Below are 24,802 nucleotides of genomic sequence, written 5' to 3'. Positions count from 1 at the left end.
TGTTCCGTACCGACAGTACGCATCTTCATCCTGGGGGGCCGGGAACGAGGCCGGGAACGGCCGCGCCCTCCGCCGCACCCACGTCCGGCCCATCCACCTCCGGCGCTGCGACCTCCAGCGCTGCCACGTCCGGCGCGCCGGCACGAAGGAGTCCTGAGATGACCCACGACACCGCCACCTCCTTCGCGGCGGAGGCCGCCGACCCGCACTGCCTCGGGGAGGGCGAGAGCGGCCGGCTGCTGCGCGGCGCGCCCTGGGCCTCCTTCGCGGTGGTCGGCGACAGCCTCGCCGAGGGCGTCGGCGACCCGCTGCCCGGCTACCGCACCGCCTCCTGGGCCGACCGGGTGGCGGAAGCGCTGCGCACCGCGGCGCCGGCGCTCTCCTATGCCAACCTGGGGGTGCGCGGACTGACCGCGGCGCAGGTGCGGGAGTCGCAGGCCGACCGGGCGGCCGCGCTCGCGCCCGACCTGGTCGCCGTGGTCTGCGGAGGCAACGACCTGCTGCTGCCCGGCTTCTCCCCCGCCCGCCTGGCGCGCGAACTCGACCTGCTCTTCGCCCGTCTCGCCGCCCCCGGCAGGACCTTCGTCGTCTTCGCGCTGGCGGACGTCACCGCGGCGGTGCCCGAACTGCGCGGCGGGCCGCTGGCGCAGGGCGTCGCGGCGCTCAACGCGGTCATGCGCGAGGCCGCGGCGGCGTACGACGCGGTGGTGGTGCCGATGTACGACCATCCCGCGGTGGCCGACCGCGACCTGTACAGCGCGGATCCGGTGCACGCGAGCGCCCGCGGCCACGCGGTGATCGCCGCGGCCACGGTGCGGGCGCTGAGCGGGCGGATCGCGGCCGGCGGGTTTTCCACAGGCCGCGCCTGAGGGGGTTGCCGCCGTGATTCCTATGGCTCAGCATAGGAATCACGACGGCGACGACGGCGGGGAGCACGGCATGAACGGCTCGGGCGGCGGCAGCGGGACCACGGAACTCACGGCGACCACCACGGACGGCAGCGCGGGCGGCGGCGGTGCGGGCGGGTCCGGCGGGGACCCCCGCCTCGCCTACCTCCCCGGTTTCGGGAACGAGCACAGCACGGAAGCGGTGCCCGGCGCGCTGCCGGTCGGGCGCAACGCCCCGCAGCGCGCGCCCTTCGGGCTCTACGCCGAGCAGTTGAGCGGCAGCGCGTTCACCGAGCCGCGCGCCCGCAACCGGCGCAGCTGGCTCTACCGCATCCGGCCCTCGGCGGCCCATCCGCCGTTCCGCCGCATCGGCAACGGGGCGTTGCGCAGTGCGCCCTTCCAGGACGTGGAGCCCGATCCCAACCGGCTGCGGTGGGGCCCGCTGCCGCTGCCGGACGAGCCCGCCGACTTCGTGCAGGGCCTGGTCACCGTGGGGGGGAACGGGGATGTGATGCGGCGCGAGGGCATCGGCATCCACTGGTACGCCGCCAACCGCTCCATGCGGCAGCGGGTCTTCTCCTCCTCCGACGGCGAGTTCCTGATCGTCCCGCAGCAGGGCGCGCTGCTGCTGCGGACCGAACTGGGGGTGCTGCGGGCCGATCCCGGCCATGTGGCGCTGATCCCGCGGGGCGTCCGCTTCCGGGTGGAGCTGCCCGACGGCGCCGCCCGCGGCTATGTGTGCGAGAACTACGGCCAGCCCTTCCAGCTGCCCGACCTCGGCCCGATCGGCGCCAACGGCCTCGCCAACGCGCGGGACTTCCTCGCCCCGGTCGCCGCCTTCGAGGACCGCGACGAGGACACCGAGGTGGTCAACAAGTTCGGCGGCAATCTGTGGGCGGCCGGGTACGGCCACTCCCCGCTGGACGTGGTCGCCTGGCACGGCACCCACGCGCCGTACGTGTACGACCTCCACCGGTTCAACGTGCTGGGCTCGATCAGCTACGACCACCCGGACCCGTCGATCTTCACCGTGCTGACCTCCCCCTCCGACACGCCGGGGCTGGCCGGCGCCGACTTCGTGGTGTTCGCGCCCCGCTGGCTGGTCGGCGAGGACACCTTCCGCCCGCCGTACTTCCACCGCAACGTGATGTCGGAGTTCATGGGCCTGGTCGAGGGGGCGTACGACGCGAAGGCCGAGGGCTTCGTCCCCGGCGGCGCCTCGCTGCACAACATGATGTCGGCGCACGGCCCCGACCGGACCACCTTCGACCGGGCGAGCGGCGCGGAGCTGGCGCCGCAGAAGATCGACGACGGGCTGGCGTTCATGTTCGAGACGCGCTGGCCGGTGGTCCCCACCGAGGGCGCCCTGCACGCGGGCCACCGCCAGGAGGGGTACGACAAGGTGTGGGAGGGGCTTGCGAGAAACTTCCGCCCGTGAACTCCTTCGCCCCCGACTCCCTGGTCCTGAACCGCAAGCTGCCGCTGTGGTACCAGGTCTCGCAGTCGCTGCGCGCCTCGATACTGGGCCGGCACGCGGACGCCCCGCTGCGCCTGCCCACCGAGGACGGCCTCGCCGCGCACTACGGCGTGAGCGTCCTCACCATGCGCCAGGCGCTCAAGGAGCTGGAGGACGAGGGGCTGATCAGCAGGCACCGCAGGCGCGGCACGTTCATAGAGCCGACCGCGCTGCGCGGCGCGCCGGTGCGGCTGCTCGGCTCGGTGGACGCGATCGTGGCACAGCAGTCCGGCGGCAGGACCGCGGTGCTGCGGCACGGCCTCGCGCCGCTCCCGCCGGAGGCCGCCGAGCATCTGCCGGACCTGACCGAGGCGATGGCCTACCGGCGGCTGCGCTGCGACGAGTCGGGCGAGCCCACCAACTGGGCGGAGAACTTCGTCCGGCCGGAACTGGCTGCCCGGATCGACCTCGCCGACCTGGAACGCTGGCCGATGACGAAGGTGCTGCGGGACGTGCTGGGGGTGCGGATCAGCCGGATCACCGACACCGTCGAGGCGCGGCTGGCCTCACCGGAGACCGCCCGGCTGCTCCAGGTGCCCCTGCTCAGCCCGATCCTGCACTACACCGGGGTGACCTACGACGACACCGGCCGCGCGGTCGACGTGGTGCGGATCCACTACCGGGGTGACCGGTTCTCGTTCACGGTGACCATGGAAGCGCCCTGACCGCCGTCAGTAGCATCAATGCGGTGAGCGACGACGCGCCTTTGCTGCACGATCTGATGCCATGGTCCGTGCGCCCGATGCGGCTCGGCCGCGGCTGGCCGATGGCACCGGAACCGGCCTGCCTGAAGGCCCGTTGGGCGCGGCTCACCGCGGCGCCGGACGACGCCGCCCGTGCGGCGCTGATGCACCCCACCCGTGCCCGCGGCCCGTACACCCCGGTGGCGCAGCTGCCCGGCCACCGCACGCCGACCACCGCGCTGGCCCGCGAGGACGGGCCCTGCCCGGAGCCGGTACGGGTGCGGCACGGGCCGTTCGACCAGCAGTGGCTGATCCCCGACCACCGGCTCATCGACACCGCCCGGCCCGAGCTGTGGCGGGTCGCCGACGGGCAGCAGGTCTTCGTGATCGAGCGCGCCCACCAGCCGGAACTCCCCGAGCCGGCGCTGGCGTTCAGCGCGCTGCTGCCCGACGGCCGCTCCCCGGGCGGGCGTCCGTCCCTGATACGCCCGCTGTTCCGGCAGCCCGGCGGCCTCGAACCCAATCTCGCGCCCGGACTCACGCGGTGGCTGTCCGGACGGCTCGGTGTCGAGGTGACGCCGCTCGACGTCCTGGCGTGGATCGCGGCGGCGGCCAGGCCCGGCCGCCGCGGCTGCGTCGTCCCGCTGCCGGACGGTCCCGAGGTGTGGCGGGAGGGCCTCGCGCTGGGCGCGCGGTCGGTGTGGCTGCACAGCAGGGGCGCCCGGTTCGCGGACCCCGAGGCCGGCCGGGACGCCGCCCGGCTGCGGCTGCCCGGCGGCAGCCGTCCCTACGTGCGGGCGCCGCTGCCCGCGGCGCCGCCCGGCGAGGGGCCTCGGTTCGACCCGCAGGAGCAGGTGCTGCACATCGGGGAGGGCCAGGTCTCGCCGGTCTCCGAGGCGGCGTGGCAGCTCACCGCGGGCGGCGCGCCCGTGCTGGGGCAGTGGTACGAGAAGCGGACCGCGGCGGCCGCGCCGGGCACGCTCGAAGCGCTCTGCCCGCCGTCCTGGACCCGGGCGGTGACCTCCGAACTCCTCGAACTCATCAGCGTCCTGACGCTGCTGGCGGAGCTGCGGATCGAGACGGCCGCATTCGGCGAACGGCTGGCGGCGTCCTCGGGTCCTGCGGGGTCCGCCGCGTCCGCGGTACCGGGCGCGGCGGATCTGCGGGCCGCCGGGGTGCTGCCGGTGCCCGCGGCCAGACGCCGGCCCGCCTCCGTGCTGGAATACCACGAAGAGGGACCGGACGGGCAGTTCGCCCTGCTGTAAGAGTGGCCGGGCCGACGGGCCGCTGGGGAGGGGCGGCCGCGGCGGACACGGACGGGTGGGGACGCAGGAACTCCCGGGCGGGCGCCCGGGTACGGCCGGGTGGGGGCGAGCGGCGCCCCTGGCCGGTCAGCCGTGGTTGCCGAACAGGGACCGGCGCAGCCTCCTCAGCGGAGCGAAGAGCGAGACGCGGGCGCCCCGGTTGGCCTTGGTGTGCGCGGTGTTGCGCGAGGTCAGCTCCCGCATCAGCAGGGTCGCCTCCTCGGCTTCGCGCTGAGGCACGGCGGGGCCGGCCAGCACCGAGAGGTGCCGGTCGAGCCGCGCACTGGACGCGCTCGTACCGCAGTTGATGGCAGGCACTCGCGCCCTGCTCGGCATCGCTATCTGTTCCATGACACTCCCCACCCTTACGAGGGCACCCGGCTCGGGCAGGTTAACCCTATCGCCCCGCCAGGTCACGTGCGCATCCTCTGCCCGCCTCGGACGCCGGATTCACCTTTTTCGCAAGGCCGTTGACGATGTGACGGCACGCAGAGCATGCCATGGAACGGCTTCGTCCAGCTCAGGCGGCACCGGTGAACGGAAGCAGATATCCGTGCGACTGGCCCGTGGCGGTCGGGTGGTACGACTCGTCGACCGGCAGGGTGACCGAATGCAGCCACGGGGAAGGCGAGCACAGCTCGTGCGCCGAGAAGGCGCTCCGCACGTCGGCGAAGGTGAAGCCGTGGTCGGCGGCGCGCTTGGCCAGGACGTCGTCGAGGTCGTCGGCCGCGGCGTCGATCGCCTTGCGCGAGGCGTCGCTCAGACCGAGCACGCAGTCGCCGGGCACCTGGTAGACGCGCGGATATCCGAGCACCACCACATGGGCGTGCGGCCCCTTGGCGCGGATCGCGTCGTAGGTGTGGTCCAGCAGGCCGGGGAGGGTGCCGTCGATGAAGGTCCTCGCCGTGGCGACCCGGTCCAGGCAGGCGGCCTGGGAGGAGAGCACGCAGGTCGTCATCACGTCGGAGAACTCCGCGTCGTTGCCCCCCACCGTGACGCTGACCAGTCCGGTGGCCGCGTCGACCGGCCCGAGCTGGCTGTCCGTCACGTCCGTGGTGGTGGCGCCTGAGCAGGCGGTGAAGTCGAACGCGGACGGCGCGTGCGCGGCCGCCCACAGCGCCGGGTACGCCTTGGTGCTGCGCTTGCAGGCGCCGCTGGCGGCGTCGTAGCTTCCGGCGCCGAGGCCGGCGGAGTACGAGTCGCCGAGGGCGACGTACCGCGGCCCCGCGGAGTGTGCGGGGGCCGCGCCGAGGAGGGCGAGCAGCGCGGCGAGCAGCGGCGCGATCGCCACGGCGATGAATCGAGGTGTTCTCATGTCGCTTTTCCTTGGGCGGAACGGTCGTCAGAAATGCTCTTCGCACGACCTGTTCGGGCGAGAGGTGGTCGAGGTGCGGACGAGCGGGGAGGAAGAGGGGGAGGAACGGGGAGATGTCCGAACGATTACAGAGAGTAGCTATCCGCGCGGTGCGCAAACGAATCAACCCATTCGGGCGGATTCTTCCGGCGCGTCATGGGGAAGGGCCGATTCCCTGCCGCCGATACCGGTGCAGCGGCGCCTTGTTCGGAAAAGAGGTGGGCGAATCCGGCGCCTTGCCGGATCATGTGCCGTATGTCCGCGCCACCCGCACACCAGAGGAGGCACGTCACGGATCCGCACCTGGCCGTCCCGATCCACGTCCGCCTGGACGACAGCGACTCCCCTTCGGACGTCGTCGACGCGCTCTTCCTCGGCCGGTTCGCCTCCGGCGAGCAGCCCTACGCACGCGGCGCCTCGCTGGACAGCGTCAAGACGGGGCTCTCGCTGCTGCCACCCGGGGCCTCGGTGCTCCGCCAGGCACGGGACAAGGACCGCCGCGCCCTCCTCGCCGAGGGCGACGGCTGGACCGTGCTGATCTCGCGCTGGAACCGGGGCGCCGACGTCACCGTCGCCGCGGTCTCCGACGAACTCGCCGAGCAGGTGCTGAAGTCCGCGGTGGAGGACGCCGAGGACGAGCCGGAGCCGCAGCCCGAGAACGTCAGCATGGGCTTCTGGTACGTCTCGCCGCGCCGCGGCCCGCACCGCACCACGCGGCAGATCTCCGCCGCCACCTGGGAGGAGCTGCGGGGCAACTACACCGCGCCGGTCGCCGACGCGATGGACGGCCTGATGAAGCTCACCGCCGACGACATCACCGGGCGGCTGCTGCTCCTGCACGGCCCGCCCGGCACCGGCAAGACCTCGGCGCTGCGCACCCTGGCCCGCTCCTGGCGGGACTGGTGCCAGGTCGACTGCGTGCTCGACCCGGAACGGCTCTTCAACGACGTCGGCTACCTGATGGACATCGCCATCGGCGAGGACGACTCGGCCGGCGGCCGCTGGCGGCTGCTGCTGCTCGAGGACTGCGACGAGCTGATCCGCGGTCAGGCCAAGCACCAGACCGGGCAGGCGCTGTCGCGGCTGCTCAACCTCACCGACGGCCTGCTCGGCCAGGGGCGGAACGTCCTGGTCGGCATCACGACCAACGAGGATCTGGAGCGCCTGCATCCGGCCGTGGTCCGCCCCGGGCGCTGCCTGGCCCGTATCGAGGTCGGCCCGCTGTCGCGCGACGAGGCGACCGCCTGGCTCGGCACCTCCGACGGGATCGGCCGCGAGGGCGCCACCCTCGCCGAGCTGTACGCCCTGCGGCGCGGCGCCGGCGCCTCCCCGCAGCTGCCCTCCCAGTCCCAGGACGGCCTGTACCTCTGACCGGGCGCGGGCGCGTGCCCCGCGGCGCCTGACGGCTTCGCGCGCGAGCGTGCGCGAAGCCGTCAGGCGCCGGCGGGCGGCCTCAGGACCGGTCGCCGTACGCCGCGCGCAGCGCCTCGTCCACCGCGGCCCTGGTCGCGTCCCGGTCCAGGCCGAGGCGGCGGGTGCGCTCCACGTAGGCGGTGGCGACCGCCGCGACCTCGCGGGCGCGCGCGTCGCCCGCCGCGATGTACGTGCCGTGCCGGCCGCGGGTCTCGATCACGCCGTCCGCCTCCAGCGCCCGGTAGGCCTTGGCCACCGTGTTGGCGGCGAGCCCGAGCTCCTGGGCGAGGCCCCGCACCGTGGGCAGCTTGTAGTTGACCGGGAGGCGGCCGGCCCTGGCCTCCTCCGCGATCTGGCCGCGCAGCTGCTCGTAGGGGGCGGTGGCCGCGGCCGGATCGATGGTGATCTTCAGGCTCATATCCCGGATCCTGGCACAGCCGGGGGTGCCAGCGGCACCGCCCGGTCGGGCCCGGCCGGATCGTGGGCGACGGCGTCTCCGCGCTCGTGCAGGTGGAGCAGGAAGCGGTGCCCCGCGCGGTAGGCGTCCAGGCCCGCGCGGCAGTAGGCGACCAGGTCCTCGGGCAGGGCGTCCAGCGGATACCAGCCGATCCCCGAGCACTTGGCGGGTTCCGCGTTGACGGGCTGCGGGGCGCCCTCGGCCTGCCGGGCGAGGAAGAACCAGCCGATCCTGGCCTGTGCGTCGGGGGCGCGGTGCTGCATCACCAGCACGGCCTCCAGGTCCTCGGGCGCCAGGTCCAGCCCGATCTCCTCGCGGGCTTCCCTGACCATCGCGGCCCTGACGTCCTCGCCGTCCTCCAGGTGGCCGGAGGGGGCGTGCAGCAGGCCGTCGGCGTATCCGGTGTTCGCCCGCCGCGCGAGCAGCACCTCGGCGCCGCGCACCAGCAGCAGGTGGACGTCGACGATCTCGGCGTGCCGGCGCGGGGCGGCGGGGTGGACCACCGCGACGTACCGCTCGTCGTCGACCGCACGGCCCCACAGTTCGCGGACTGCGCCGAGCTGTTCGATCCGGACGGCGCCGCCGAGCGGGGCGGCCAGCTCCGCCAGTGCGTCGGCGGTGATGCCGACCGGGCTGACGGCGCCCCAGCGTCCTTCGACCAGCACCAGCCGTCCGCCCGGCCGCAGCAGCCGGACCCATCGCCGCAGGACGGCCGCCGGGTCGGGGAGCGTCCACAGCAGGTGCCGGGCCAGCACCACGTCGTACCGGCGCTCGGCGACCGGGGGCCGCGCCGCGTCGCCGACGAGCAGGCGGGCGCCGGCGGCGAGGCCGGCGTCCGACAGCTTCCTCCGGGCCCGCGCGACCATCTCCTGGGACAGGTCGACGCCGGTGACCCGGTGGCCGTCCGCGGCGGCGAGCAGCGCGAGGCTGCCGGTGCCGCAGCCGAGGTCGAGCACCTCGGACGGCGCCCCCGGCAGCCAGGACCGCAGCCGCGCCGCCCACGCGTCGCGCACCCGCGGGTCGCGCAGACCGTGGTCCGGCTCGTCGTCGAAGTGTTCGGCTGCGGCGTCCCAGAAGGCGCGGTTCTCGGTGTCCATGGCACGACTCTGCCACCAGCCACCGACAACCCCGGGCCGCCGCTCGCCGCAGGTCGCGGGGCTAACTGAGCGCGGACAGACAGGTGGTCGGGGTGGCGTGCGCGGGATCGAGTGCGTTCGCCGCCTCATGGAAGGCGATGTGGTCGGTCAGGCCGATGAGCACGTGCTCGGAGACGTCGGCGGGGCACAGGTTCTGCAGCAGCACGTTGTGCACGCCGGGCCCCGAGAGGGCCTGCGTCGTATACGGCGTGACGACCTCGTCGTACACCGTCGAGATCACCGTGTAGTGCACTCCGGGGACGGTGTCGCCGCCCGCGTTGAGGGTGCGTTGGAAGGCGGAGCCCGCCATCTGGTCGGCCAGACCGGGCAGATCGGCCTGCAGGAACTCGGCCGCGCCCGGGAAGTACGGGACGAGCCGGGTCAGCCCGTCGAGCGTCGTGCCGTGGTTGTCCGGCGCCAGTGCGACCAGCGCGTTCACCTTGGCGGCGCCTCCGAGGAACTTCAGGTAGTACCGCGGCATCATGCCGCCCTGCGAGTGCCCGACGATGTCGACCTTGGCGGTCTGCGTGGCGGCGAGCACCCGGTCGGTGAAGTCCGAGAGCTGCTGTGCGGAGTCCGCGATCGGCCCGAGTCCGCCGATCAGCGTCTCGCCGGGCAGCATGCCGTAGTCGAACGAGAAGACGCAGTAGCCGCGGGCGACCAGGTAGGGCGCGAAGTCGAGCCAGTTGTCGGTGCCGTTGGCGAAGGTGCCGTGCACCAGGACGACCGCGCGGGGGTGCTGGGCGGACGGGCGGCAGGAGAAGTCGTTCCAGCCGCTGGTCGGCGCGGCGTGCGCGGACGCCGCGGCGGTGGGGACGACCGCCATCGCGGTCGCCAGCGAGAACGCGGCCAGGAGCCTTCGCCAGGGCAGCTTCATGTGATCTCCTCGCAGGTCGGATTGGGGACGTGGACGAGGCCACGCCACGCTCACACCCTGTGATCCGGATCACTCATGGTGGGCTCATGACAAGTTACGCACGAGTAGGAAGCCGCTGGCTAGTTACGCGTGAGTAAAAAGTCGCGCCGTTGTCGCACACCGCTGCTAGGGCCGCACGAACGCCTGCCCGCACCGGCGTTCGCGGTGCGCGGTGTCGCCGCGCCCGGTCGGTGACGCCTTCGGCGCCCTGGTGGGCGCTCACCCCGCACTCCCCGGGCCGGCGTGCCACAGTCTGCGGCCGCCGACGCCGCGCCCGCCCTCCCGGCGCTCGGGGCCGCCCCGGTTCCTCCGCCCGTCCGCCCCGGCGGCGCCCCCAGAGGACTCCGCGAGGCGTTCCGCGACGGCCTCCAGGCCGCCGGCGCGGCGCAGTTCGAGGAGTCCGGCGAGGTCCCAGGCGGCGGCGCCGGCCACGCTGACGCTCTGCGGCCCGCGCCGCTGGACCACGCCGCGTACCAGTACCAGGAGGGAGGAGGCGACCGTGTGCGCGGCCGCCGCCCGGGCCTCGCCGGAGAACGCGCAGTCCACCAGCCCGGTGCCGTCGTCGAGGGTGCTGACGATGGCCGGGCGGCCGGAGTCGGCCGACGGGAGCTGGACGGCTCCCCTGGCCCCGGCGACCAGCACGCTCCGCCCGTGCCGCACCGTGCCCAGGGACCGTGCGGGGACGGCGCCCAGCTCGGCCAGGAAGGCGTGGTGGTCCTGCGTCAGCCGCCAGGAGGCGTCCGGGGCACCGAGGCCCGCCGGCGCCTGCTCGGCGCCCGAACGCGCACCCCCCTCCAGAGCGGCCGGGAGCCGGTCCCTGCGGGCGCCGACCGGCCGTCCCCTGCCGTAGAGTTCGGCGATCCGCAACAGCAGCTCAGCGCGGTCGCCGCCGAAGCGGTCCAGCGCGCCGGCGCGCGCCAGCCGTTCCGCGACCAGCCGTCCGGGACGGGCCCGCGTCCAGAGGTCCTCCAGCGAGGAGTACGGGCGGCCCGCCACCAGGCGCGCGGTCTCCGCCGCGCCGATACCGGCACCGGCACCGGCACCCCCCACGCCGACCTCGATATCGGCATCGGCATCGGCATGGATGTCGGCGAGTCCCAGCCGCAGACCCCACCTCCCTGACGCGCGTTCGATCCGGCAGGTGGCGTCGGACCGGTTGACGTCCGGCGCCAGCACCGGCACCCCGCGCCGCCGCGCGTCAGCCAGCAGCAGCCGCTTGGGGTACGGGCCCGGGTCGTGGGCGAGCAGGCCGGCGTAGAAGGCGGCGGGACGGTGCGCCTTGAGCCAGGCCGACTGGTGGGCGGCCACCGCGGAGGCGACGGCGTGGGCCTTGCAGAACCCCTGGCCGCCGACGGCGCTGAGGCTCTCCCAGGCGCGCCGGACCTCCTCGGGGCGGTGGCCGTGCTCCCCCGCCCTGACGCCGAACCAGGCCCTCACGCCGCCCTGCCGCCGGGGGTCGGACAGGGCGCGCCGCTGCTCCTCGGCCACCGCGGGTCCGCAGCCGGTCGCCCCGTCGAGGATCCGGATCACCTGCTCGTGGAAGACCACCACGCCGTTGGTCTCCCGGAGCGCCTCCTCCAGGTCCCGGCCCGGGTGGCGGCCCGCCGTGGGGCGCCGCCGGGCCTCGACGAGGCGGTGCGCCATGGCGGCGGCGACGGGTCCCGGGCGCAGCAGCGCGATGTCCACCACCAGCTCGCGGAAGCCGTCGGGCCGCAGCCGCGCGGCCTGGTCGCGCCGGCCCGGGGAGCCGATCCGGAAGCAGCCCAGCGCTCCTGCGGAGCGGATCAGTTCGTACGTCGCGGGGTCGTCCCGCGGGACCTGCGCGGGGTCGTCGAGGTCGATGCGTTCGCCGGTGGCGCGGCCGATCTCCCGGACCGCGTAGGCCATCGCGGACTGCGCCGGAGCGCCTATGACGCCGAGTCTGAGCAGCTTGAGGTCGGCCGCGTCCTGCGCGTCGAACTGCGAGACCGGCAGCCCCGCGCCGCCGGCAGGCAGCACCGGGGTGCGGTCGAGCAGCGTCGCGTCGGACAGCAGCACGGCGGACGGGTGCGCGCCGACGCCGCGCGGCAGCCCGTCCAGCGCCTCCACCAGCTCCCAGAGGCGGCCGGGCTGCTCGGCGCAGAGGGCGCGCAGTTGGGGGAGTCCGGCGAGCGCGGCGCGGGCCTCCTCGGCCCGGATCTGCGGGAAGGACTTCGCCAGCCGGTCGACGGTCGCCGGGTGGATGCCGAGCGCGGCGCCCGCGTCCCTGATCGCGTGCCGCACCCGGTAGGTCTCGTGCCGGGCCACCGCGGCGACCCGCCGCGCGCCGAAGCGCCCGACGATCGCCGCGAGGACCTCGGCCCGCCGGGCGGACTCCACGTCGAGGTCGAGGTCGGGCAGCTCCCCGCGGTGGACGGACAGGAACCGCTCCATCAGCAGGCCGTGTTCGAGGGGGTCGACCGCGGTGATCCCCAGCAGGTGGTTGACGAGCGACCCGGCGGCCGCGCCGCGGGCCGCCACCCGTACCCCCGTCGCCCTCACGTCGCCGACGACGCGGCCCACGGTGAGGAAGTACGGGGCGAACTGCAGCCTGCGGACGGTGTCCAGCTCCTCCTCCAGCCGCCGCCAGTACCGGGCCTCGCGCTCGTGGCCCCCGCGCACCAGGCCCGCGGCGCAGCGGGAGTGCAGCTCACGGTCGGCGGAGCGCTCGCCGCCGCCCGCGAGGACGGCGGAGTCGGGGAAGCGCGGGCGGCCGATGCCCAGGTCGCGGCGCGGGTCCACGGCGCAGTCGGCGGTCTCCTCGGTGGCCCGCAGCAGCCGGTGCGCCCCGGACCGCCCCTCGCCCGCGGCCTCGGCGATCCGTTCGGCGATCGCGGCCATGGCGGCCGCGCCCTTGAGCCAGCGCTCGCCGCCGTCCGGCCGGCCGGGCCTGCGGGCGTCCACGGGGGCCCGCAGGCGGGCGGCGTCCAGCAGGTCGGCGACGGCGCCGAGGCCGGGGTCGGGGTAGCGCACCGCGTTGCTGAGCACCGCGGTGACGCCCTGCTGCGCCGCGAAGCCGACGGTACGGGCCGCGAGCCGCAGCGAGCCGGGCCCTTCGCCGCGCCCGTGGTGGCAGACGGCCTCCAGCCGCAGCGCGCCGCCGTAGATCTCCCGCCAGGGCGCGAGCAGCCGGGCGGCGCGGTCCGGGCGTCCCGCCGCCAGAGCGCGGCCGACCTCGGAGTCCGGTCCGAGCAGCACGTACAGGCCGTCGCCGGTCAGGTCGTCCCGCTCCAGGCGCGGCCCCGGGGCGCCGGGCCGCACCGGGTCCGCGGTCCCGGTGGCGGGGCCGGGGGCGGGGGCGAACCGGTCGCGGGAGGTGAGGTGGGCGTAGGGCGTGGTGGCGCGGTGGGCTGCGGAGATCATCCGGCACAGGGCGGCCCATCCGGTCCCGTTCCTCGCCAGGAAGACCGCCCGCGGGGCGCTCTCCCCGACGAACCCGCCGCCGGGCCCACCGGGCGCAGCCACTCCCCCGCCAGGCCCGGTCGGCCCGGTCGGCAGGGCGTCGTAGGACGGCACGGCCAGTCCCGCACCGAAGACCGGCCGCACCCCGGCCCGCTCGCACGCCTTGGCGAAGCGCACCGCTCCGGCGACCGTGTCCCGGTCGGTGAGCGCCAGGGCCGCCATGCCGCGTTCCGCCGCGCGCTCCGCCAGCCGCGCCGCGTGCCCGGCCCCGTACCGCAGCGAGAACCCGGACACGGCATGGAGGTGGGTGAAGCCGCCACCGCCCACTCGTGCCTCCTGCAGCGCCCACGCGGGACAACCATGCCCCTCCACTCGACCGCCACCCTAGACCAGATATCGAACGTCCGTACGATTGCCGCATCATCTCGGCCCACCGGCCGGACCTGCGGGGATACGCCGGCGTCCGCACCTCGCGGCGGACGCCGGACGTCGTGCCGTGCGGGGTGGGATGGCGCGGCCGGGCGCGGGGCTGGCAGCATGCGGGGCATGGGCGACGGGGTGGAGCAGCAGCAGTGGACGGCCGGTTCGACGGCGCTCGTGGCCATGGTTCCCGAGGCGGACCCGCTGGTCGCCGGAGCGCGCGGGCAGTACGACCCGGCGGCCGCCGCGGGGGTGCCCGCGCATGTGACGGTGCTGTACCCGTTCCTGCCGGCCGACCAGGTCGACGACGGCGTGCGGGCCGCGCTGCGCGCGCTGTTCGCCGGGCACCAGCCCTTCGAGCTGGACTTCGCGGGGTTCGGCCGCTTCCCCGATCTGCTCTGGCTGGCCCCTGAGCCGGACCGGCCGCTGCGCGCGCTCACCGCGGCGGTCGAGGCCGGCTGGCCGCAGGCGCCGGCGTACGGAGGCCGGTTCGAACCGGTGCCGCACCTGACGATCGCGGGCGGGCAGCCGCAGGAGACCTACGAGGCGCTGGCGCGCGCACTCGCGCCGGGGCTGCCGTTGCACAGCCGGGTCACCGAGGCCTCCCTGGTGGTCCACGACGGCCTTCGCTGGCAACTGCGGGAGACCTTCCTCCTCGGCGGGGAGCCCGGGGGCCTCGGGGCCGCCGTCGAGGCGGCCGGGGACAGCGCCAGCGGCTCCGCCAGCAGCGGCCCGGCGCCCACCGGTCGCTGAGTCCTGACGTCGCAGCAGCAGGAGGCAGCGGTCGTCAGGCCCACGCCGCCGACGGCGACGGCCTGCGGCCTCCGGCCGGTAGCCGGTAGCCGGTAGCCGAGGAGCGCCACAGCCCGGCGCCGGCCGCGCCGCCGCGCCGGCAGTCCGCCCGACCAGCTCGGGCCGGGTGCGCCTCTGGACCGCGGCGAGGGCGGCGGCGGCCGCGACGGCGGCCGAACTCGCCCGCGGACCGGGCGCCCCGCACGCCCCCGCCAGCCGGCGGAGGTGCGGGCCAACCGCGGCACCCGCGAGCGCCGTTGCCGCGCGCCGGACGCCGCGCGCCGGACGCCGGACGCCGGACGCCGAAAAGGTCTTCCTTGGCGCGGAGTTGTGGGTCGCACCCGAGCTGGGGGCGGAGGTAAGGCGCCGGCTCGCGGCGCAGGTCGGGGAGCCGCACGACGCCGGCGGCGCCCCGCACGGGCGGGGACGATCGGCGTGGGCGGCAGCGTCGTGGCGTCCCCCGCGCCGAGCCGGATCACCCGCCGGAGTGAACCTGGGCGCATCCGTGCGGAGTTCGGAACACGGCGCGCACACGCAGCGTTCTTCCCTGCACAAGCAGTCACCCCACGACCGTCATCGGGCCGCCACCGCGGTCGGCCACCGAAAATCCCAGGAGCGATCATGAGCCAGAGCCCCGCCACCGAAGCACTGCTCGACCTGCTGCGGCAGGGCGGCGTCGGAGTGCTCGCCACACTGAAGAAGGACGGCAGGCCGCAGCTGTCGAACGTCTCCTTCACCTACGACGACGCGACGCGCACCATCCGCATCTCGGCCACCGACGACCGGGTCAAGACCCGCAATCTGCGCCGGGACCCGCGGGCCAGTTTCTACATCGGCGCCGCCAACAACCGCGCCTACCTGGTCGCCGAGGGGGATGCGGAGCTGACGCCGGTGGCCGCCGATCCGCAGGACGCCACGGTGGAGGAGCTCATAGAGGTCTACCGGGCGATCGCCGGCGAGCACCCGGACTGGGACGAGTACCGGGCGGCGATGGTCGCCGACGGCCGGCTGGTGATCAAGCTGCGCGCCGACCGGGCGTACGGCTCGGGTCCCCAGGGCGCCACGAGCGGTCCGCTGGACTGACGCGGAGGCGGCGCACCGGGAGCGCGGACGGCGCCCCGGCCGAGCAGGGACGGCCGGGACGCCGGAGGGACGTGTTCGCGTCCCCGCCCGCCGCGGGCCCGGGTCGGGCCCGCGGCGGGCGGGGCGTCAGCGGTCAGAAGACGCTGACCCCGTAGGCGCTCAGCGCCTCGGTCACGGGCTGGAAGTAGGTCGTGCCGCCGGACGTGCAGTTGCCGCTGCCGCCGGAGGTCAGGCCGATGGCCTTGGTGCCGTCGTAGAGGGAGCCGCCGCTGTCGCCGGGCTCGGCGCAGACGTTGGTCTTGATGAGGCCGGAGACGACCTCGCCGTTGCCGTAGTTGACGGTGGAGTTGAGCGCCTGGACGGTGCCGCTGTGGATGCCGGTGGTGGAGCCGCGCCGCTTGACCGACTCGCCGACGAAGGCGTTGGCGGCGCTGGTGATGTCCTGGCTGCCGACGGTGCCGTCATGGGCGACGGTGGAGTCGTAGCGGACGATGCCGTAGTCGTTTCCGGGGAAGCTGGTGCCGACCGTCGGGCCGATGTAGGCGTTGGAGCTGGTGTAGTAGTCCGGGTAGCCCTGGGTGCAGTGGCCGGCGGTGAGGAAGTAGTAGGTGCTGCCGCTGCGGACGTTGAATCCCACCGAGCAGCGCCAGCTGTCGGTGTAGATCGCGTCGCCGCCGGAGAGCAGCTTGCTGAAGGTTCCGGAGACCCGGGTGACGTGCACCGCGTCTCCGTAGGCGGCGGTGGCCTTCTTCAGCTGGGCGAGCTGGGCGGCGCCGACCCGGCTGTCGACGTTGACCTCGAGGGTGTCGGAGCGCGGGTCGACCGACCAGGCGCTGCCGGCGATGTCGGCGGTCCTGGTGGCGTCGCCGGCCTTGAGCAGCTGGGCGGTGCTGTGGGCGACCAGACGCGGGGTGACGCCGGCTGAGCGTGCGGCGTCGGCCGCGGCCTGGGTGGTCACGTTGACGACGGTGGTCCTGCTGCCGGCGTCGTAGTAGGTGCCTGCCGTGCTGTCCGCGCCCAGGTGGGCGGCGACGGACGCGGCGGCCTCGGGAGTGGCCTTCGCCGTGGGAGCGGCGGAAGCGGAGGGGAGGGCGAACGCGGTGGCGGCCAGCAGGCCGGAGGTGACCGCGATCAGCGGGAGACGACGGGACTTCACTCGTTCCTCCTGTGGGGGTGGAGGGGGACCTGGTCCTGCACTTGTCGATGCACTGTCATAACCACACCGATTAACGAACGCATCATGTGCCTGACAAGTACGCAGGAGAGTATTCAGACCTCACAGGAAACACACAAGAGGGCTTTCCGGCCCGGCGGCCGACGCACAACAGCGCCCCGGCCGCCCGAAGGACAGCCGAGGCGCATGGTGGTGACGCCGTCTCAGCTGGTGAGAACCGCGCGCTCTCCCGCCGTGAGCGGGTACGGCAGGGTGTTGCCGGGTGGCGGGAAGGGGCAGATGAATGCGTCGGCGAAGGCGCACGGCGGCAGTTGGGTGCGGTTCAGGTCCACGGTCACCGAGCCGTCCGCGGCGGGCGCCGGGGTGTACAGGAAGCGGAACCGGAAGGTGGACTTCCCGCTGGTCCCGTCCGCGACCACCGCCCACAGCCGGCCGTCGTCCTCCACGGCGACGGACAGGGTGTGCTCGACCCCGTCCGCGGTGAAGGTCAGCTCACCGCCGAGTCCGAGGCCGCGCTCGCGGCCGTCGGCGTTGGGCACCAGGACCGAGCGTGTGGCGGCGTACGGGCGGAAGATCCCGGGGACCGCCCACCGCTCGTCGTGGGCGAAGACGTCGATCCCGGCGAAGGAGGTCCGGGCGGCCGAGGCCGGGTCCCAGACCCGGACGGCGAGCTGTCCGTCACGGGAGATCGCCCGCACCGTACGCCCGTCGGCGAGGGACAGCGGACCGCCCTCGGTCTCCAGCGCCGTGCGGACGCCGTCCGCTTCGTGGACGACGGCGCCGTTCTCCGCCAGCCAGCGGCCCGGCAGCCCCGGCGCCACCCCGTCCGCGAGGTCCTCCAGCCAGTGGGTGCCGGTCAGGGCCAGCGGCCCGGCGGCTGCGGAGACCGACGCGCGGCGGCGCTCCCGCCACTGCTCCCAGTCGGATATCGCCTGATCAACTGCTGGTGCACTCATGTCCTCAAGCCTTTCACACCGGTCGGGGGGAGCCCGAGATGCTCCCGCAGGGTCGTACCGCGATAGGCGGTGCGCAACGATCCGCGCCTCTGGAGGAGCGGCACCACAAGGTCGACGAATGCGTCCAGGCCGCGGCCGGCGGGCGCCGGCTCGGGCAGCAGGACGTAGCCGTCCACGACGCCGGACTGCACGGGGGCGTCGAGGCGTTCCGCGAGCGTCTGCGGCGCGGCCGGCTCGGCGAGGGTGAGGTCGAGGTCGAGGCGCGCCAGCAGCTTCACACCGGGGCGTACGGACTGCCCCGGCCGCCCGACCACCACGTCCGCCCCTTCGGCGACGTCCTCCGGCCCCGCCTCGCGGATCGTCACGGGACGCCCGTGCGTGCCGGCCCGCGGGACCGCCCCGGCGGCCACCGGTCCGGCCGCGCGCCCGCCGCTCAGCCGGTCCAGCGCGGCGATCCCGCGGGCCAGTCCGTACGGTTCGCGGCCGGGCGAGGGCAGTGCGGCGAGGCCGATGCGTGTGGTGACGGCGGCGAGCGCGTTGAGCACGGTGACCGGTTCGGGACTGCCGCCGGGCAGCGCGAAGGGATGCGGCCAGGCGGCGCGGCCGTCGGCGTGCGGCTGTGCGTGCGCGTGCGCGTCACCGTGCTCGGGGTCCGGGCCGTCCGTCAGCAGGACGAAGTCGAACAGGCCGCGCTCGGCGGCGCCGGCCAGCCGGGCGTATGCGGCGAAGTCCGGCGGCGGCCCCGGCAGACCGCGGCCGGGCAGCTCCACGGCGAGGCTCATCGTGCGGCGTCGCGCGCTCATGAGACGGCCGTCCCGTCCGCCACCGCGATCCCGGCGGCGCCGCCAGGAGACGCGATCCGGCTCTGCACGGGAAGGGTCTGCGCAGGACCGTGCCCGGGACCGGGCGCGGGGTGGCGCTGCGCCGGGCGGTGCAGCCCGAGGTGCTCGCGCAGCGTGGCGCCCGGGTGGAAGGTCCGGAACAGCCCCCGGTGCTGGAGCAGCGCGACCGTGCCGTTGACGAAGCGCTCCAGGTCGCGGCGGGGGTCCAGCGGCCTGACCAGGAAGCCGTCGACCGCGCCGGACTCCCGCCAGCGCACGACGAGTTCCGCCAGGTCGACCGGGCCGCCGCGGAAGACGACGCCGCCCGCGCCGTCGTCGGCCGGGGCGACGTCGGCGCCGGGTTCCTGGCCGAGTTCGCCGCCGCAGAGGTCGATCGCGAGGTCGGCGAGGACCAGCAGCCGGTCCGGGTCGCGCCCGGCCGCCGCCGCGAGGTCCCGCAGTGCGGCACGTTCGGCCGCGGCCTCTTCGGCCGCCGCCGCCCGGACGAGGACGATGTCGGCGTGCTGTGCCGCCACCTGCCGGCCCTCGCCCGACCAGGCGGCGGCATGCACCGCGACCACCGGTCTGCCCTGGGGGGCGCGTGCCCCGTCCACCGCCGCGCCCTCGTCCCAGGCCGCGGTCACCGCGGCGACGGCCGCCGCCACGTCGGCCGCCCGCGGCGGCGCCGGCTCGGCGTCCGGCCCGGTCGCGGTCGCGCGGACCGACCCGCGACCGGTCGCCGTCCCGCGGCGGAGCCCGGACCCGCGCCGGAGCCCCGATCCGGGGCCGGCGGTTGCCGGAGGGCCCACCACCGCCCAGCCGCCGCGCCCGTGGCTCACCCAGTCCAGCGTCGCCAGCGCGCGCGCCGGGTCCTGCGGTGCCAGGGCCGGCAGCGGCAACAGCGGCAGCACGCCGATCCGGTCGGTGACCGAGGCCAGTCGCGCGGGCAGGGCGACCGCGTCGGGCACCGCGTCGGCGCCGCTGTCCACCACCACGAAGTCCAGCCCGCCGCGTTCGGCGAGCAGCGCCGTCTCCGTGCACCGCTGCGCCACGTCGGCGGTCGGCTCACGCGCGTCGATCACCGCGGCCAGGTGCAGGGTTCCGGCAGGCCGGTGCGGAGCCGGCCGGCGGGCCGCCGGCAGCGGCCGGCGCTGCTGCTCCGAGGGCTCCGCCGGCACCGGCGGCTCCGGCGGCAGTCGCTGCGACGGCGGCAGCGGCCCGCGCTGCGAGGGCAGTCGCGCGGAGGCAGCAGGCCGGGCGGCGGAAGCGGAGCGCGCGGGCGGGCGCGGAGCGGAGGAAGGCGGCGGGGGCGACAGTTCGGCAGGCATGCGGACGCTCCAGAAACGCGCACCCAGGGCGCGCGGCAGCGGACGAGGCGGATACCGCCTTCACCGCACAGCCGCCGCGTCCCTCAACGCGGCCGGGCCGCTGGGGCCTTGACATGAGGCTAAGCCGACGCCGTCACCCTCTGTCAAGCACGTCCGACAGGTGGACACCGCGTCCATGCGCGGTTGACGCACCCGCCACACGGCTGCTGGACTGGGGTCATGCGCAGCTGCCGGCTGGTCACCCGCGACCACATCGACTTCGGTCGGGTGTGGTCGTCCTCGTGTCGTCGCCACTGACCAGGCGCTGACGCCGGCCGGGATCTCCGATCCCGCGCACCGCCGGCCCGCGCCTCCCGACCGCCGCCAGGCGCTCCGCACTCGCCGATCCGGTCGCTCGGGCCCCGCCCGCACCCGCTTTCACCGCAGCCTGCACCCGCCGTCCGCACCGGCCGGCACCTCCCTCGGCACCACCCCGGCCCGCCGGGTTCAGCAGTCGCACCCGCAGTCGCAGCAGTCGCAGTCCCCGCAACTCCCACAGCACTGGCAGCAGTCGCAGCAGTCCCCGCACCCGTCACAGCCGTCGCAGCTGCTGCACCACGCCTCGCGCCGCTGCCCGCTCCACGCGTCGTCGTGGTCGGTGCAGCACAGCCGGCAGGTGCAGCACAGGCCCGCGTAGACCAGGCATCCGGCGAGCAGCCCGCGCCTGCGCGGGGGCTCCGGCGGCGGCGGAAACCCACCGGGCTGTCCGGGCCCGTACGGGCCCGGCCCCGGACCGTACGGGCTCTGCCCCGGACCGCCGGGCGCGTAGGGGCTCCCCTGGTAAGGATTCCCGCCGCCCTGGTGCGCGCAGCGCTCCGTCCCGAACGCCCGATCCACCGACCGGCCCAGCTCGTGGACGAGCAGCACGTGCGCCAGCCGGCCGGCCGCGTGGTCGGCGTACTCCACGTCACGCAGCGCGAGGCGCACGCCGTGCAGCGCGTCGTCGCACAGCCGGCGGGCCTCGGCGAGATCCGTCCCGGTGGCGGTGAGCGGGTTCCACGCGCCGCTGCGGGTGTTCTCGGACAGGTCCTCGACGGCGTCGAGCAGGTGGGCGAGCCGGCCGAAGAGGCGTCCCGCCTCCTCCAGTGCGGCCCGGTTGGCGGGGCGCCCGGTGAGCACCGCGGTGTGCGCGAAGGCGGCGGCCGTCGCGGTCTCGGTGGGCTCGGTGACCCCGAGCAGCGGGGCGCCGGGGCCCGTCGCCGCCTCGATGCCGCTCTGCCGGCCGACCGCGTCGAGCAGCAGCGCGGTGTCGAAGCCGAGCCCCGCGCCGGTCCTCGCGCCGGCCCGGTCCCAGCGGCGGGCGACGGTGCGGGCCGCGGCGGCGACCGGGCGGCGGGCGAAGGGCCCGTCGGCGTCCTCGACATGGTCGCGGACCTTGGCGGAGGCGAGCACCAGCGAGACGGCCGCCGCCAGCCGTGCGCCCTCCCCCATGGCCACCGGCGCGGTCCGCATCCCGCGCAGCGGGCACGGCCCCGCGGTGCGCCGCCGCTCGTCCGACGGCGCGGACTGCGCCTCGACGAGCACGGAGACGATCAGGCCGTCGTAGTTGGTCGCGACGCGCGCGAACTGTCCATGGCCGTCGCGCAGTGCCAGGCACAACCCGCAGAGGTGGGCGAGCCACGCCGCGGCCATCCCCTCCGACATCCGGTGCCGGCACGGCCTGATGATCCCGAACATCGCCCGCTCCCCCGTTGGACTCGGCTTTTTGACCGCCGGTCATGTTATCGGCCCGGTGACGCGGGGCAGGGAAGGAGCAGGGTACCGCCGTACGGCCCTGCGAATCACCCGGAAGTGGAGAGCGTTCCCATCGGACTGTCACGTCGCATACACCTGACGCGGCCTGACGGTGCGCCACTATCGTGTGTGCCAGTACCGTCACAAGTCGCCTTCTTGGCGGCAATCCGCTTGGCACAACATCCACATCATGGACGACCATAGGTATGAGCGGACGGTACGACCGCGTGCGAGAGAGGAGGCGTCCATGGGTTCGGTTCGACGGGCGAGTGCCTGGCTGGGCCTCGTCGACGACAACGGCGGCGAGGGTTACTACGACGAGGAGTACGCCGACTACGGCGAAGGCTCGGAGCGTGCCGACACGTGGGTGACCGACCCGCGCGTACGGGTCGCCACCGAGTCGGCGCATGAACAGGGGCGCCGGATCGCCACGGTGACGCCGGACGGTTTCCGGGACGCACGCGGCATCGGCGAGCTGTTCCGCGAGGGCGTGCCGGTGATCGTCAACCTCACCGGCATGGAGCCGGCCGACGCCAAGCGCGTGGTCGACTTCGCGGCCGGCCTCACCTTCGGTCTGCGCGGCTCCATCGAGCGCGTGGCCACCCGGGTCTTCCTGCTGACGCCGGCGGACTACTCGGTGATGAACGCCGACGCCCGCCGCGGCGGCGACGGCTTCTTCAACCAGAACTGATGCCAGTGATGACCGACCTGCTCTCCACGTGACCGCCCCCGCGCTGACCTGCGCGGGGGCGGTTGTCATTGGTGGTCGTTGGTCATCGTTGGGCAACCCCGTACGGCCCACAGACGGCCCAGCGCAGCCGTCAGGCTCGCCGCCACGCGTCGAAGAATCGCGCGCGGTCCGGTGGCGTTTCGAACGCTCGCCGGCCGGCGAGAGCGACGTGCCATGCGGTCATCTCCGCGTCTCGAAGCCACAGCTCACCCCCGTACCGGCCACTGACGCCGAGAGTGCCGTGGTCGAGAACCGAGCCGATGACCTCGGCCACAGCCTCACGTCGGGAGGGCGACAGTTCCTCTAGAAAGGTGAGGACGCGGGAGGCGATGCCGCCCTCGTTGCCGTCGCGTATGCGGTCGAAGAACGGGCCGCCCATGTTGACGGGATCGATGTTCAAGGCAGCGTCACCCCCGGCGTCGCCGATGCGCTGCCAGAAGCTCTCTCCCTCCGCAGTTCCCGGTAGGGGAAGGGCTGCGAACAGGTCGATGAGATGGCCGTTGGCAGCCTGGCTGTAGGCGGTGTCACAGCTAGCGGCGGCGGCGACCCTGGCAACGTGGCTGATGGTAAGACCACCATCGCCGGGCCAGTCGAGCGGAGCGTTGAGCCGGTCTGTGATGTGCTGCTCTAACTCGTCGTGCTCATCGGGCTTGCTGCTGCCGATACGCCGGTTCACGATCACGTTGTCCCCTGGGGTCGCGGTCCGATACTCGGACCTGCCAGCATGCCAGCGCCAGGTTCGCGGGCGTGCACAGGTTGGGTAGGAATCGGCCGCCCCGTGGCCAGCGTCCTGCATCGAGCTGCATCCCGGCGCCACACGTCAAGGCACGCCTACGCCGCCTACGACCAGACCTGATGCCACGTAGTCAGAAGCCCTTGGTTCTCCTTCAGGGCGACCAGCAACAGGTCGAGGTGAGAAGTTCGTTCAGGGGAGCGCGCGCGAGTGTCAGTGGGATCGGCTAGCGTAGTTGGTCAACCTGGCGCCCAGTCAGGACGGAGATGTCCCCCTTCGAGTGTCCGATCAGCAATGATCATCAAATGCGCCGCTACATCGTGTGTGCGCATGATCGCCCGTTGGGGGTATCTTGGCCTAGTGCCGGAGAGTGACTACTTCGACACGGAAGAAATTTGCCTCGGGGGTGGCGGTCCCGCGACGAGGCCGGCACAAGAGGAGAAGCACCCTCCCGTGGCACCTAGGAACGATAGCTCGATACCCGGCGTCGCCGATGGCTGGTTGCGGGTCCGATCGCAGACTGTCTACGTTTGGCTGCTTCAGCCTCCTTGTTGTCTGGAGGTTGGCTGATGGTCGGCAAGATCCTTTCCGCTTCAGACATCCAGTACAAAGACGTTCGCAAGGCAGTAGAGAAGCTGATCAAGGTTGGGTGGACTCTCCACAAGGAGGGTCACGGGGCTCGCCTCTACTGCCCGTGCGACACGGCCTGTACAACCATCCCGGTCCCTTCGACGCCAAAAAACGAAGGGGCAGCCGTGAAGCGTATCGGTCGCTTCGCGCAGCGCTGTCCGCTTCCTCCTGATGACCCGAACAGGAGTCTGACCGGAAGGCCGCGCGAGTGAGATCCCCCTTCAGGATTTGCCGTTTGTCCCGATATGACACACGTTAAGTGTTGACGACTGTCAACGGGTCGGGCATGCTAGCAACCGACACAGGGGGCATCCACATGGACTATGAGTTCACGTTCGTCGTGGACGGGAGGACTGTCGACGACGACACAGCAGTCAGTCGCCTCGAAGACCAACTTGACGCCATGCTCGCACGTGCCGGCGGTCAGAACCTCCTGAGCGTCGCCAGCTCTGGCGACACCGCCGTTGAAGCAGCGCTCGCACTGGCACAGGCCGTACGCGGCCTGGTCCCCGGCCTGCGACTGCTCCGGCTGGACCGGGATCTAGTCGGCATCCAGGAGATCGCCGAGAGAACCGAGCGCTCGCGACAAAACGTACATCAGTGGGTTCAGGGTACTCGGCTGGCTGATCACGAGCCGTTTCCCGCACCAGAAGGGGCTATCGGCAGAGGGCATGTGTGGCTCTGGACTGAGGTGAATGCCTGGCTACGGCAGCATGGCCTTGATGATGGCTTGGCCTATCCTAGCCGCAAGGAAATGACACAGATCGACTTCGTTCTATCGAACAGCCTCAACTTCTCCTTCAGGTCGAGTAACGCCGAAGGATACGATGCAGCCAGGAAATCAGTTGTTGAGGCACTTGAGGAGCATATAGTTAGCTTCTCAGAATTCGTAACGGGCCTTCCGCTGGAGAAAAGCGCAGCGAATCAGCATATTCTCGCGATAGCCGCACCGCACGAATCTGCCCATGACGTGATGAGGTTTATCGCGGACCAACATCGAGATGTAGTGCTAGTCACTGCAACAGATGAGGCCATCGTGGGTGTTCTTTTTTCGATCGAGGATCTGGGGCCACAAGAAATCGTACTCGTTCCTCACGGTATCAGCGTGTGGGAATGGATGGATCTCGTGCGCGAAACGCCTTCGGCAACATTCGTCGCCGAAGATGCCGCGCCACCGGAAGTGCCACGTGTTCGACACAGGCAAACAATGGCATTTGATATCGGAGCAACTGCATAGTCGGTCATCCATGGCCTAAGCCCGGTCGCACCGAGCCGT

At 73.7% G+C, this 24,802-nt stretch carries 21 protein-coding genes; 9 read left to right on the top strand and 12 right to left on the bottom strand.

What is annotated here, in order from left to right:
• Positions 1 to 158: 158 nt before the first annotated feature.
• The 4 genes from V2S66_RS27170 (at position 159) to V2S66_RS27155 (ending at position 4,351) form a co-directional block, all read left to right on the top strand.
• A complete protein-coding gene (locus V2S66_RS27170) occupies positions 159 to 869 on the top strand; it encodes an SGNH/GDSL hydrolase family protein (protein WP_330799342.1) in 711 nt (236 codons plus the stop codon).
• 70 nt (positions 870 to 939) lie between these two features.
• Entirely contained in the window at positions 940 to 2,325 is a 1,386-nt protein-coding gene (gene hmgA, locus V2S66_RS27165; RefSeq protein WP_413966491.1) for a homogentisate 1,2-dioxygenase, read from the top strand.
• Positions 2,322 to 3,068, top strand: a complete 747-nt coding sequence (locus tag V2S66_RS27160) for a GntR family transcriptional regulator (protein ID WP_330799338.1) — start codon at positions 2,322 to 2,324, stop codon at positions 3,066 to 3,068. The genes hmgA and V2S66_RS27160 overlap by 4 nt, the downstream gene beginning before the upstream one ends.
• 23 nt (positions 3,069 to 3,091) lie before the next feature.
• The gene (locus V2S66_RS27155) at positions 3,092 to 4,351 is read left to right on the top strand and encodes a type ISP restriction/modification enzyme (protein ID WP_330799337.1); all 1,260 of its coding nucleotides are present in this window, start codon (positions 3,092 to 3,094) and stop codon (positions 4,349 to 4,351) included.
• A 126-nt stretch (positions 4,352 to 4,477) separates the two neighbouring features.
• Here the strand turns inward: V2S66_RS27155 and V2S66_RS27150 are convergent, their stop codons facing one another.
• Both V2S66_RS27150 and V2S66_RS27145 read right to left on the bottom strand, forming a co-directional pair.
• On the bottom strand, positions 4,478 to 4,741 hold the full coding sequence (locus V2S66_RS27150; RefSeq protein ID WP_330799336.1) for a hypothetical protein: 264 nt from the start codon (positions 4,739 to 4,741) through the stop codon (positions 4,478 to 4,480).
• Positions 4,742 to 4,910: 169 nt separating this feature from the next.
• The gene (locus tag V2S66_RS27145) at positions 4,911 to 5,705 is read right to left on the bottom strand and encodes an SGNH/GDSL hydrolase family protein (RefSeq protein WP_330799335.1); all 795 of its coding nucleotides are present in this window, start codon (positions 5,703 to 5,705) and stop codon (positions 4,911 to 4,913) included.
• A gap of 294 nt (positions 5,706 to 5,999) precedes the next feature.
• Between V2S66_RS27145 and V2S66_RS27140 the strand changes: the two genes are divergently transcribed.
• Positions 6,000 to 7,115, top strand: a complete 1,116-nt coding sequence (locus V2S66_RS27140) for a DUF5925 domain-containing protein (protein ID WP_330799334.1) — start codon at positions 6,000 to 6,002, stop codon at positions 7,113 to 7,115.
• An 82-nt stretch (positions 7,116 to 7,197) separates the two neighbouring features.
• Here the strand turns inward: V2S66_RS27140 and V2S66_RS27135 are convergent, their stop codons facing one another.
• The 4 genes from V2S66_RS27135 to V2S66_RS27120 form a co-directional block, all read right to left on the bottom strand.
• The gene (locus V2S66_RS27135; RefSeq protein ID WP_330799333.1) at positions 7,198 to 7,575 is read right to left on the bottom strand and encodes a GntR family transcriptional regulator; all 378 of its coding nucleotides are present in this window, start codon (positions 7,573 to 7,575) and stop codon (positions 7,198 to 7,200) included.
• Positions 7,572 to 8,711, bottom strand: a complete 1,140-nt coding sequence (locus V2S66_RS27130) for a methyltransferase domain-containing protein (protein ID WP_330799332.1) — start codon at positions 8,709 to 8,711, stop codon at positions 7,572 to 7,574. The genes V2S66_RS27135 and V2S66_RS27130 overlap by 4 nt, the downstream gene beginning before the upstream one ends.
• 61 nt (positions 8,712 to 8,772) lie before the next feature.
• The gene (locus V2S66_RS27125; protein ID WP_330799331.1) at positions 8,773 to 9,627 is read right to left on the bottom strand and encodes an esterase/lipase family protein; all 855 of its coding nucleotides are present in this window, start codon (positions 9,625 to 9,627) and stop codon (positions 8,773 to 8,775) included.
• Between the two features lie 258 nt (positions 9,628 to 9,885).
• Positions 9,886 to 13,413 carry a PHP domain-containing protein gene (locus tag V2S66_RS27120; RefSeq protein ID WP_330799330.1) on the bottom strand — a complete coding sequence of 1,176 codons (3,528 nt, stop codon included), beginning with the start codon at positions 13,411 to 13,413 and terminating at the stop codon, positions 9,886 to 9,888.
• 219 nt (positions 13,414 to 13,632) lie between these two features.
• On the opposite strand from V2S66_RS27120, the gene V2S66_RS27115 reads away from it, so the two are divergent.
• Positions 13,633 to 14,259 carry a 2'-5' RNA ligase family protein gene (locus V2S66_RS27115; protein WP_330799329.1) on the top strand — a complete coding sequence of 209 codons (627 nt, stop codon included), beginning with the start codon at positions 13,633 to 13,635 and terminating at the stop codon, positions 14,257 to 14,259.
• A 660-nt stretch (positions 14,260 to 14,919) separates the two neighbouring features.
• Positions 14,920 to 15,381 (top strand): PPOX class F420-dependent oxidoreductase, encoded by a 462-nt coding sequence (locus V2S66_RS27110; protein ID WP_330799328.1) that lies wholly within the window; start codon positions 14,920 to 14,922, stop codon positions 15,379 to 15,381.
• A gap of 133 nt (positions 15,382 to 15,514) precedes the next feature.
• On the opposite strand, the gene V2S66_RS27105 is transcribed toward V2S66_RS27110, so the two are convergent.
• The 5 genes from V2S66_RS27105 to V2S66_RS27085 form a co-directional block, all read right to left on the bottom strand.
• Positions 15,515 to 16,339, bottom strand: coding sequence for a S1 family peptidase (locus tag V2S66_RS27105; protein WP_413966490.1), 825 nt, complete (start codon positions 16,337 to 16,339; stop codon positions 15,515 to 15,517).
• Between the two features lie 419 nt (positions 16,340 to 16,758).
• The gene (locus tag V2S66_RS27100; RefSeq protein ID WP_330799324.1) at positions 16,759 to 17,511 is read right to left on the bottom strand and encodes a DUF1684 domain-containing protein; all 753 of its coding nucleotides are present in this window, start codon (positions 17,509 to 17,511) and stop codon (positions 16,759 to 16,761) included.
• A complete protein-coding gene (locus V2S66_RS27095) occupies positions 17,508 to 18,314 on the bottom strand; it encodes an LLM class flavin-dependent oxidoreductase (RefSeq protein ID WP_330799323.1) in 807 nt (268 codons plus the stop codon). The genes V2S66_RS27100 and V2S66_RS27095 overlap by 4 nt, the downstream gene beginning before the upstream one ends.
• Positions 18,311 to 19,510 (bottom strand): LLM class flavin-dependent oxidoreductase, encoded by a 1,200-nt coding sequence (locus V2S66_RS27090; protein WP_330799322.1) that lies wholly within the window; start codon positions 19,508 to 19,510, stop codon positions 18,311 to 18,313. Before V2S66_RS27090 ends, V2S66_RS27095 begins: the two co-directional genes overlap by 4 nt.
• Positions 19,511 to 20,146: 636 nt before the next feature.
• Entirely contained in the window at positions 20,147 to 21,376 is a 1,230-nt protein-coding gene (locus tag V2S66_RS27085; RefSeq protein WP_330799321.1) for a DUF5685 family protein, read from the bottom strand.
• 304 nt (positions 21,377 to 21,680) lie between these two features.
• Here V2S66_RS27085 and V2S66_RS27080 point away from each other — a divergent pair, with 304 nt between their 5' ends.
• Positions 21,681 to 22,124: a cell division protein SepF gene (locus V2S66_RS27080; protein WP_330799320.1), complete on the top strand. Its 444-nt coding sequence runs from the start codon at positions 21,681 to 21,683 to the stop codon at positions 22,122 to 22,124.
• Positions 22,125 to 22,254: 130 nt separating this feature from the next.
• On the opposite strand, the gene V2S66_RS27075 is transcribed toward V2S66_RS27080, so the two are convergent.
• Positions 22,255 to 22,845, bottom strand: coding sequence for a hypothetical protein (locus tag V2S66_RS27075; protein ID WP_330799318.1), 591 nt, complete (start codon positions 22,843 to 22,845; stop codon positions 22,255 to 22,257).
• A gap of 997 nt (positions 22,846 to 23,842) precedes the next feature.
• Here V2S66_RS27075 and V2S66_RS27070 point away from each other — a divergent pair.
• Positions 23,843 to 24,763 (top strand): helix-turn-helix transcriptional regulator, encoded by a 921-nt coding sequence (locus V2S66_RS27070; protein WP_330799317.1) that lies wholly within the window; start codon positions 23,843 to 23,845, stop codon positions 24,761 to 24,763.
• The last annotated feature ends 39 nt before the right edge of the window (positions 24,764 to 24,802 follow it).

Source organism: Actinacidiphila polyblastidii, from assembly GCF_036353415.1.
Classification (GTDB): Bacteria; Actinomycetota; Actinomycetes; order Streptomycetales; family Streptomycetaceae; genus Actinacidiphila; species Actinacidiphila polyblastidii.
Note: the sequence above shows the minus strand (reverse complement) of the source record. Positions and strands in the feature narration are given on the sequence as shown.

What these genes read in the sequence shown, in the direction of transcription:
- V2S66_RS27085 (WP_330799321.1), bottom strand. Translation starts at nt 21,376, where the DNA reads ATGTTCGGGATCATCAGGCCGTGCCGGCACCGGATGTCGGAGGGGATG.
- V2S66_RS27070 (WP_330799317.1), top strand. Translation starts at nt 23,843, where the DNA reads ATGGACTATGAGTTCACGTTCGTCGTGGACGGGAGGACTGTCGACGAC.
- V2S66_RS27170 (WP_330799342.1), top strand. Translation starts at nt 159, where the DNA reads ATGACCCACGACACCGCCACCTCCTTCGCGGCGGAGGCCGCCGACCCG.
- V2S66_RS27135 (WP_330799333.1), bottom strand. Translation starts at nt 7,575, where the DNA reads ATGAGCCTGAAGATCACCATCGATCCGGCCGCGGCCACCGCCCCCTAC.
- V2S66_RS27080 (WP_330799320.1), top strand. Translation starts at nt 21,681, where the DNA reads ATGGGTTCGGTTCGACGGGCGAGTGCCTGGCTGGGCCTCGTCGACGAC.
- V2S66_RS27150 (WP_330799336.1), bottom strand. Translation starts at nt 4,741, where the DNA reads ATGGAACAGATAGCGATGCCGAGCAGGGCGCGAGTGCCTGCCATCAAC.
- V2S66_RS27140 (WP_330799334.1), top strand. Translation starts at nt 6,000, where the DNA reads ATGTCCGCGCCACCCGCACACCAGAGGAGGCACGTCACGGATCCGCAC.
- hmgA (WP_413966491.1), top strand. Translation starts at nt 940, where the DNA reads ATGAACGGCTCGGGCGGCGGCAGCGGGACCACGGAACTCACGGCGACC.
- V2S66_RS27115 (WP_330799329.1), top strand. Translation starts at nt 13,633, where the DNA reads ATGGGCGACGGGGTGGAGCAGCAGCAGTGGACGGCCGGTTCGACGGCG.
- V2S66_RS27145 (WP_330799335.1), bottom strand. Translation starts at nt 5,705, where the DNA reads ATGAGAACACCTCGATTCATCGCCGTGGCGATCGCGCCGCTGCTCGCC.
- V2S66_RS27095 (WP_330799323.1), bottom strand. Translation starts at nt 18,314, where the DNA reads ATGAGCGCGCGACGCCGCACGATGAGCCTCGCCGTGGAGCTGCCCGGC.
- V2S66_RS27110 (WP_330799328.1), top strand. Translation starts at nt 14,920, where the DNA reads ATGAGCCAGAGCCCCGCCACCGAAGCACTGCTCGACCTGCTGCGGCAG.
- V2S66_RS27125 (WP_330799331.1), bottom strand. Translation starts at nt 9,627, where the DNA reads ATGAAGCTGCCCTGGCGAAGGCTCCTGGCCGCGTTCTCGCTGGCGACC.
- V2S66_RS27130 (WP_330799332.1), bottom strand. Translation starts at nt 8,711, where the DNA reads ATGGACACCGAGAACCGCGCCTTCTGGGACGCCGCAGCCGAACACTTC.
- V2S66_RS27100 (WP_330799324.1), bottom strand. Translation starts at nt 17,511, where the DNA reads ATGAGTGCACCAGCAGTTGATCAGGCGATATCCGACTGGGAGCAGTGG.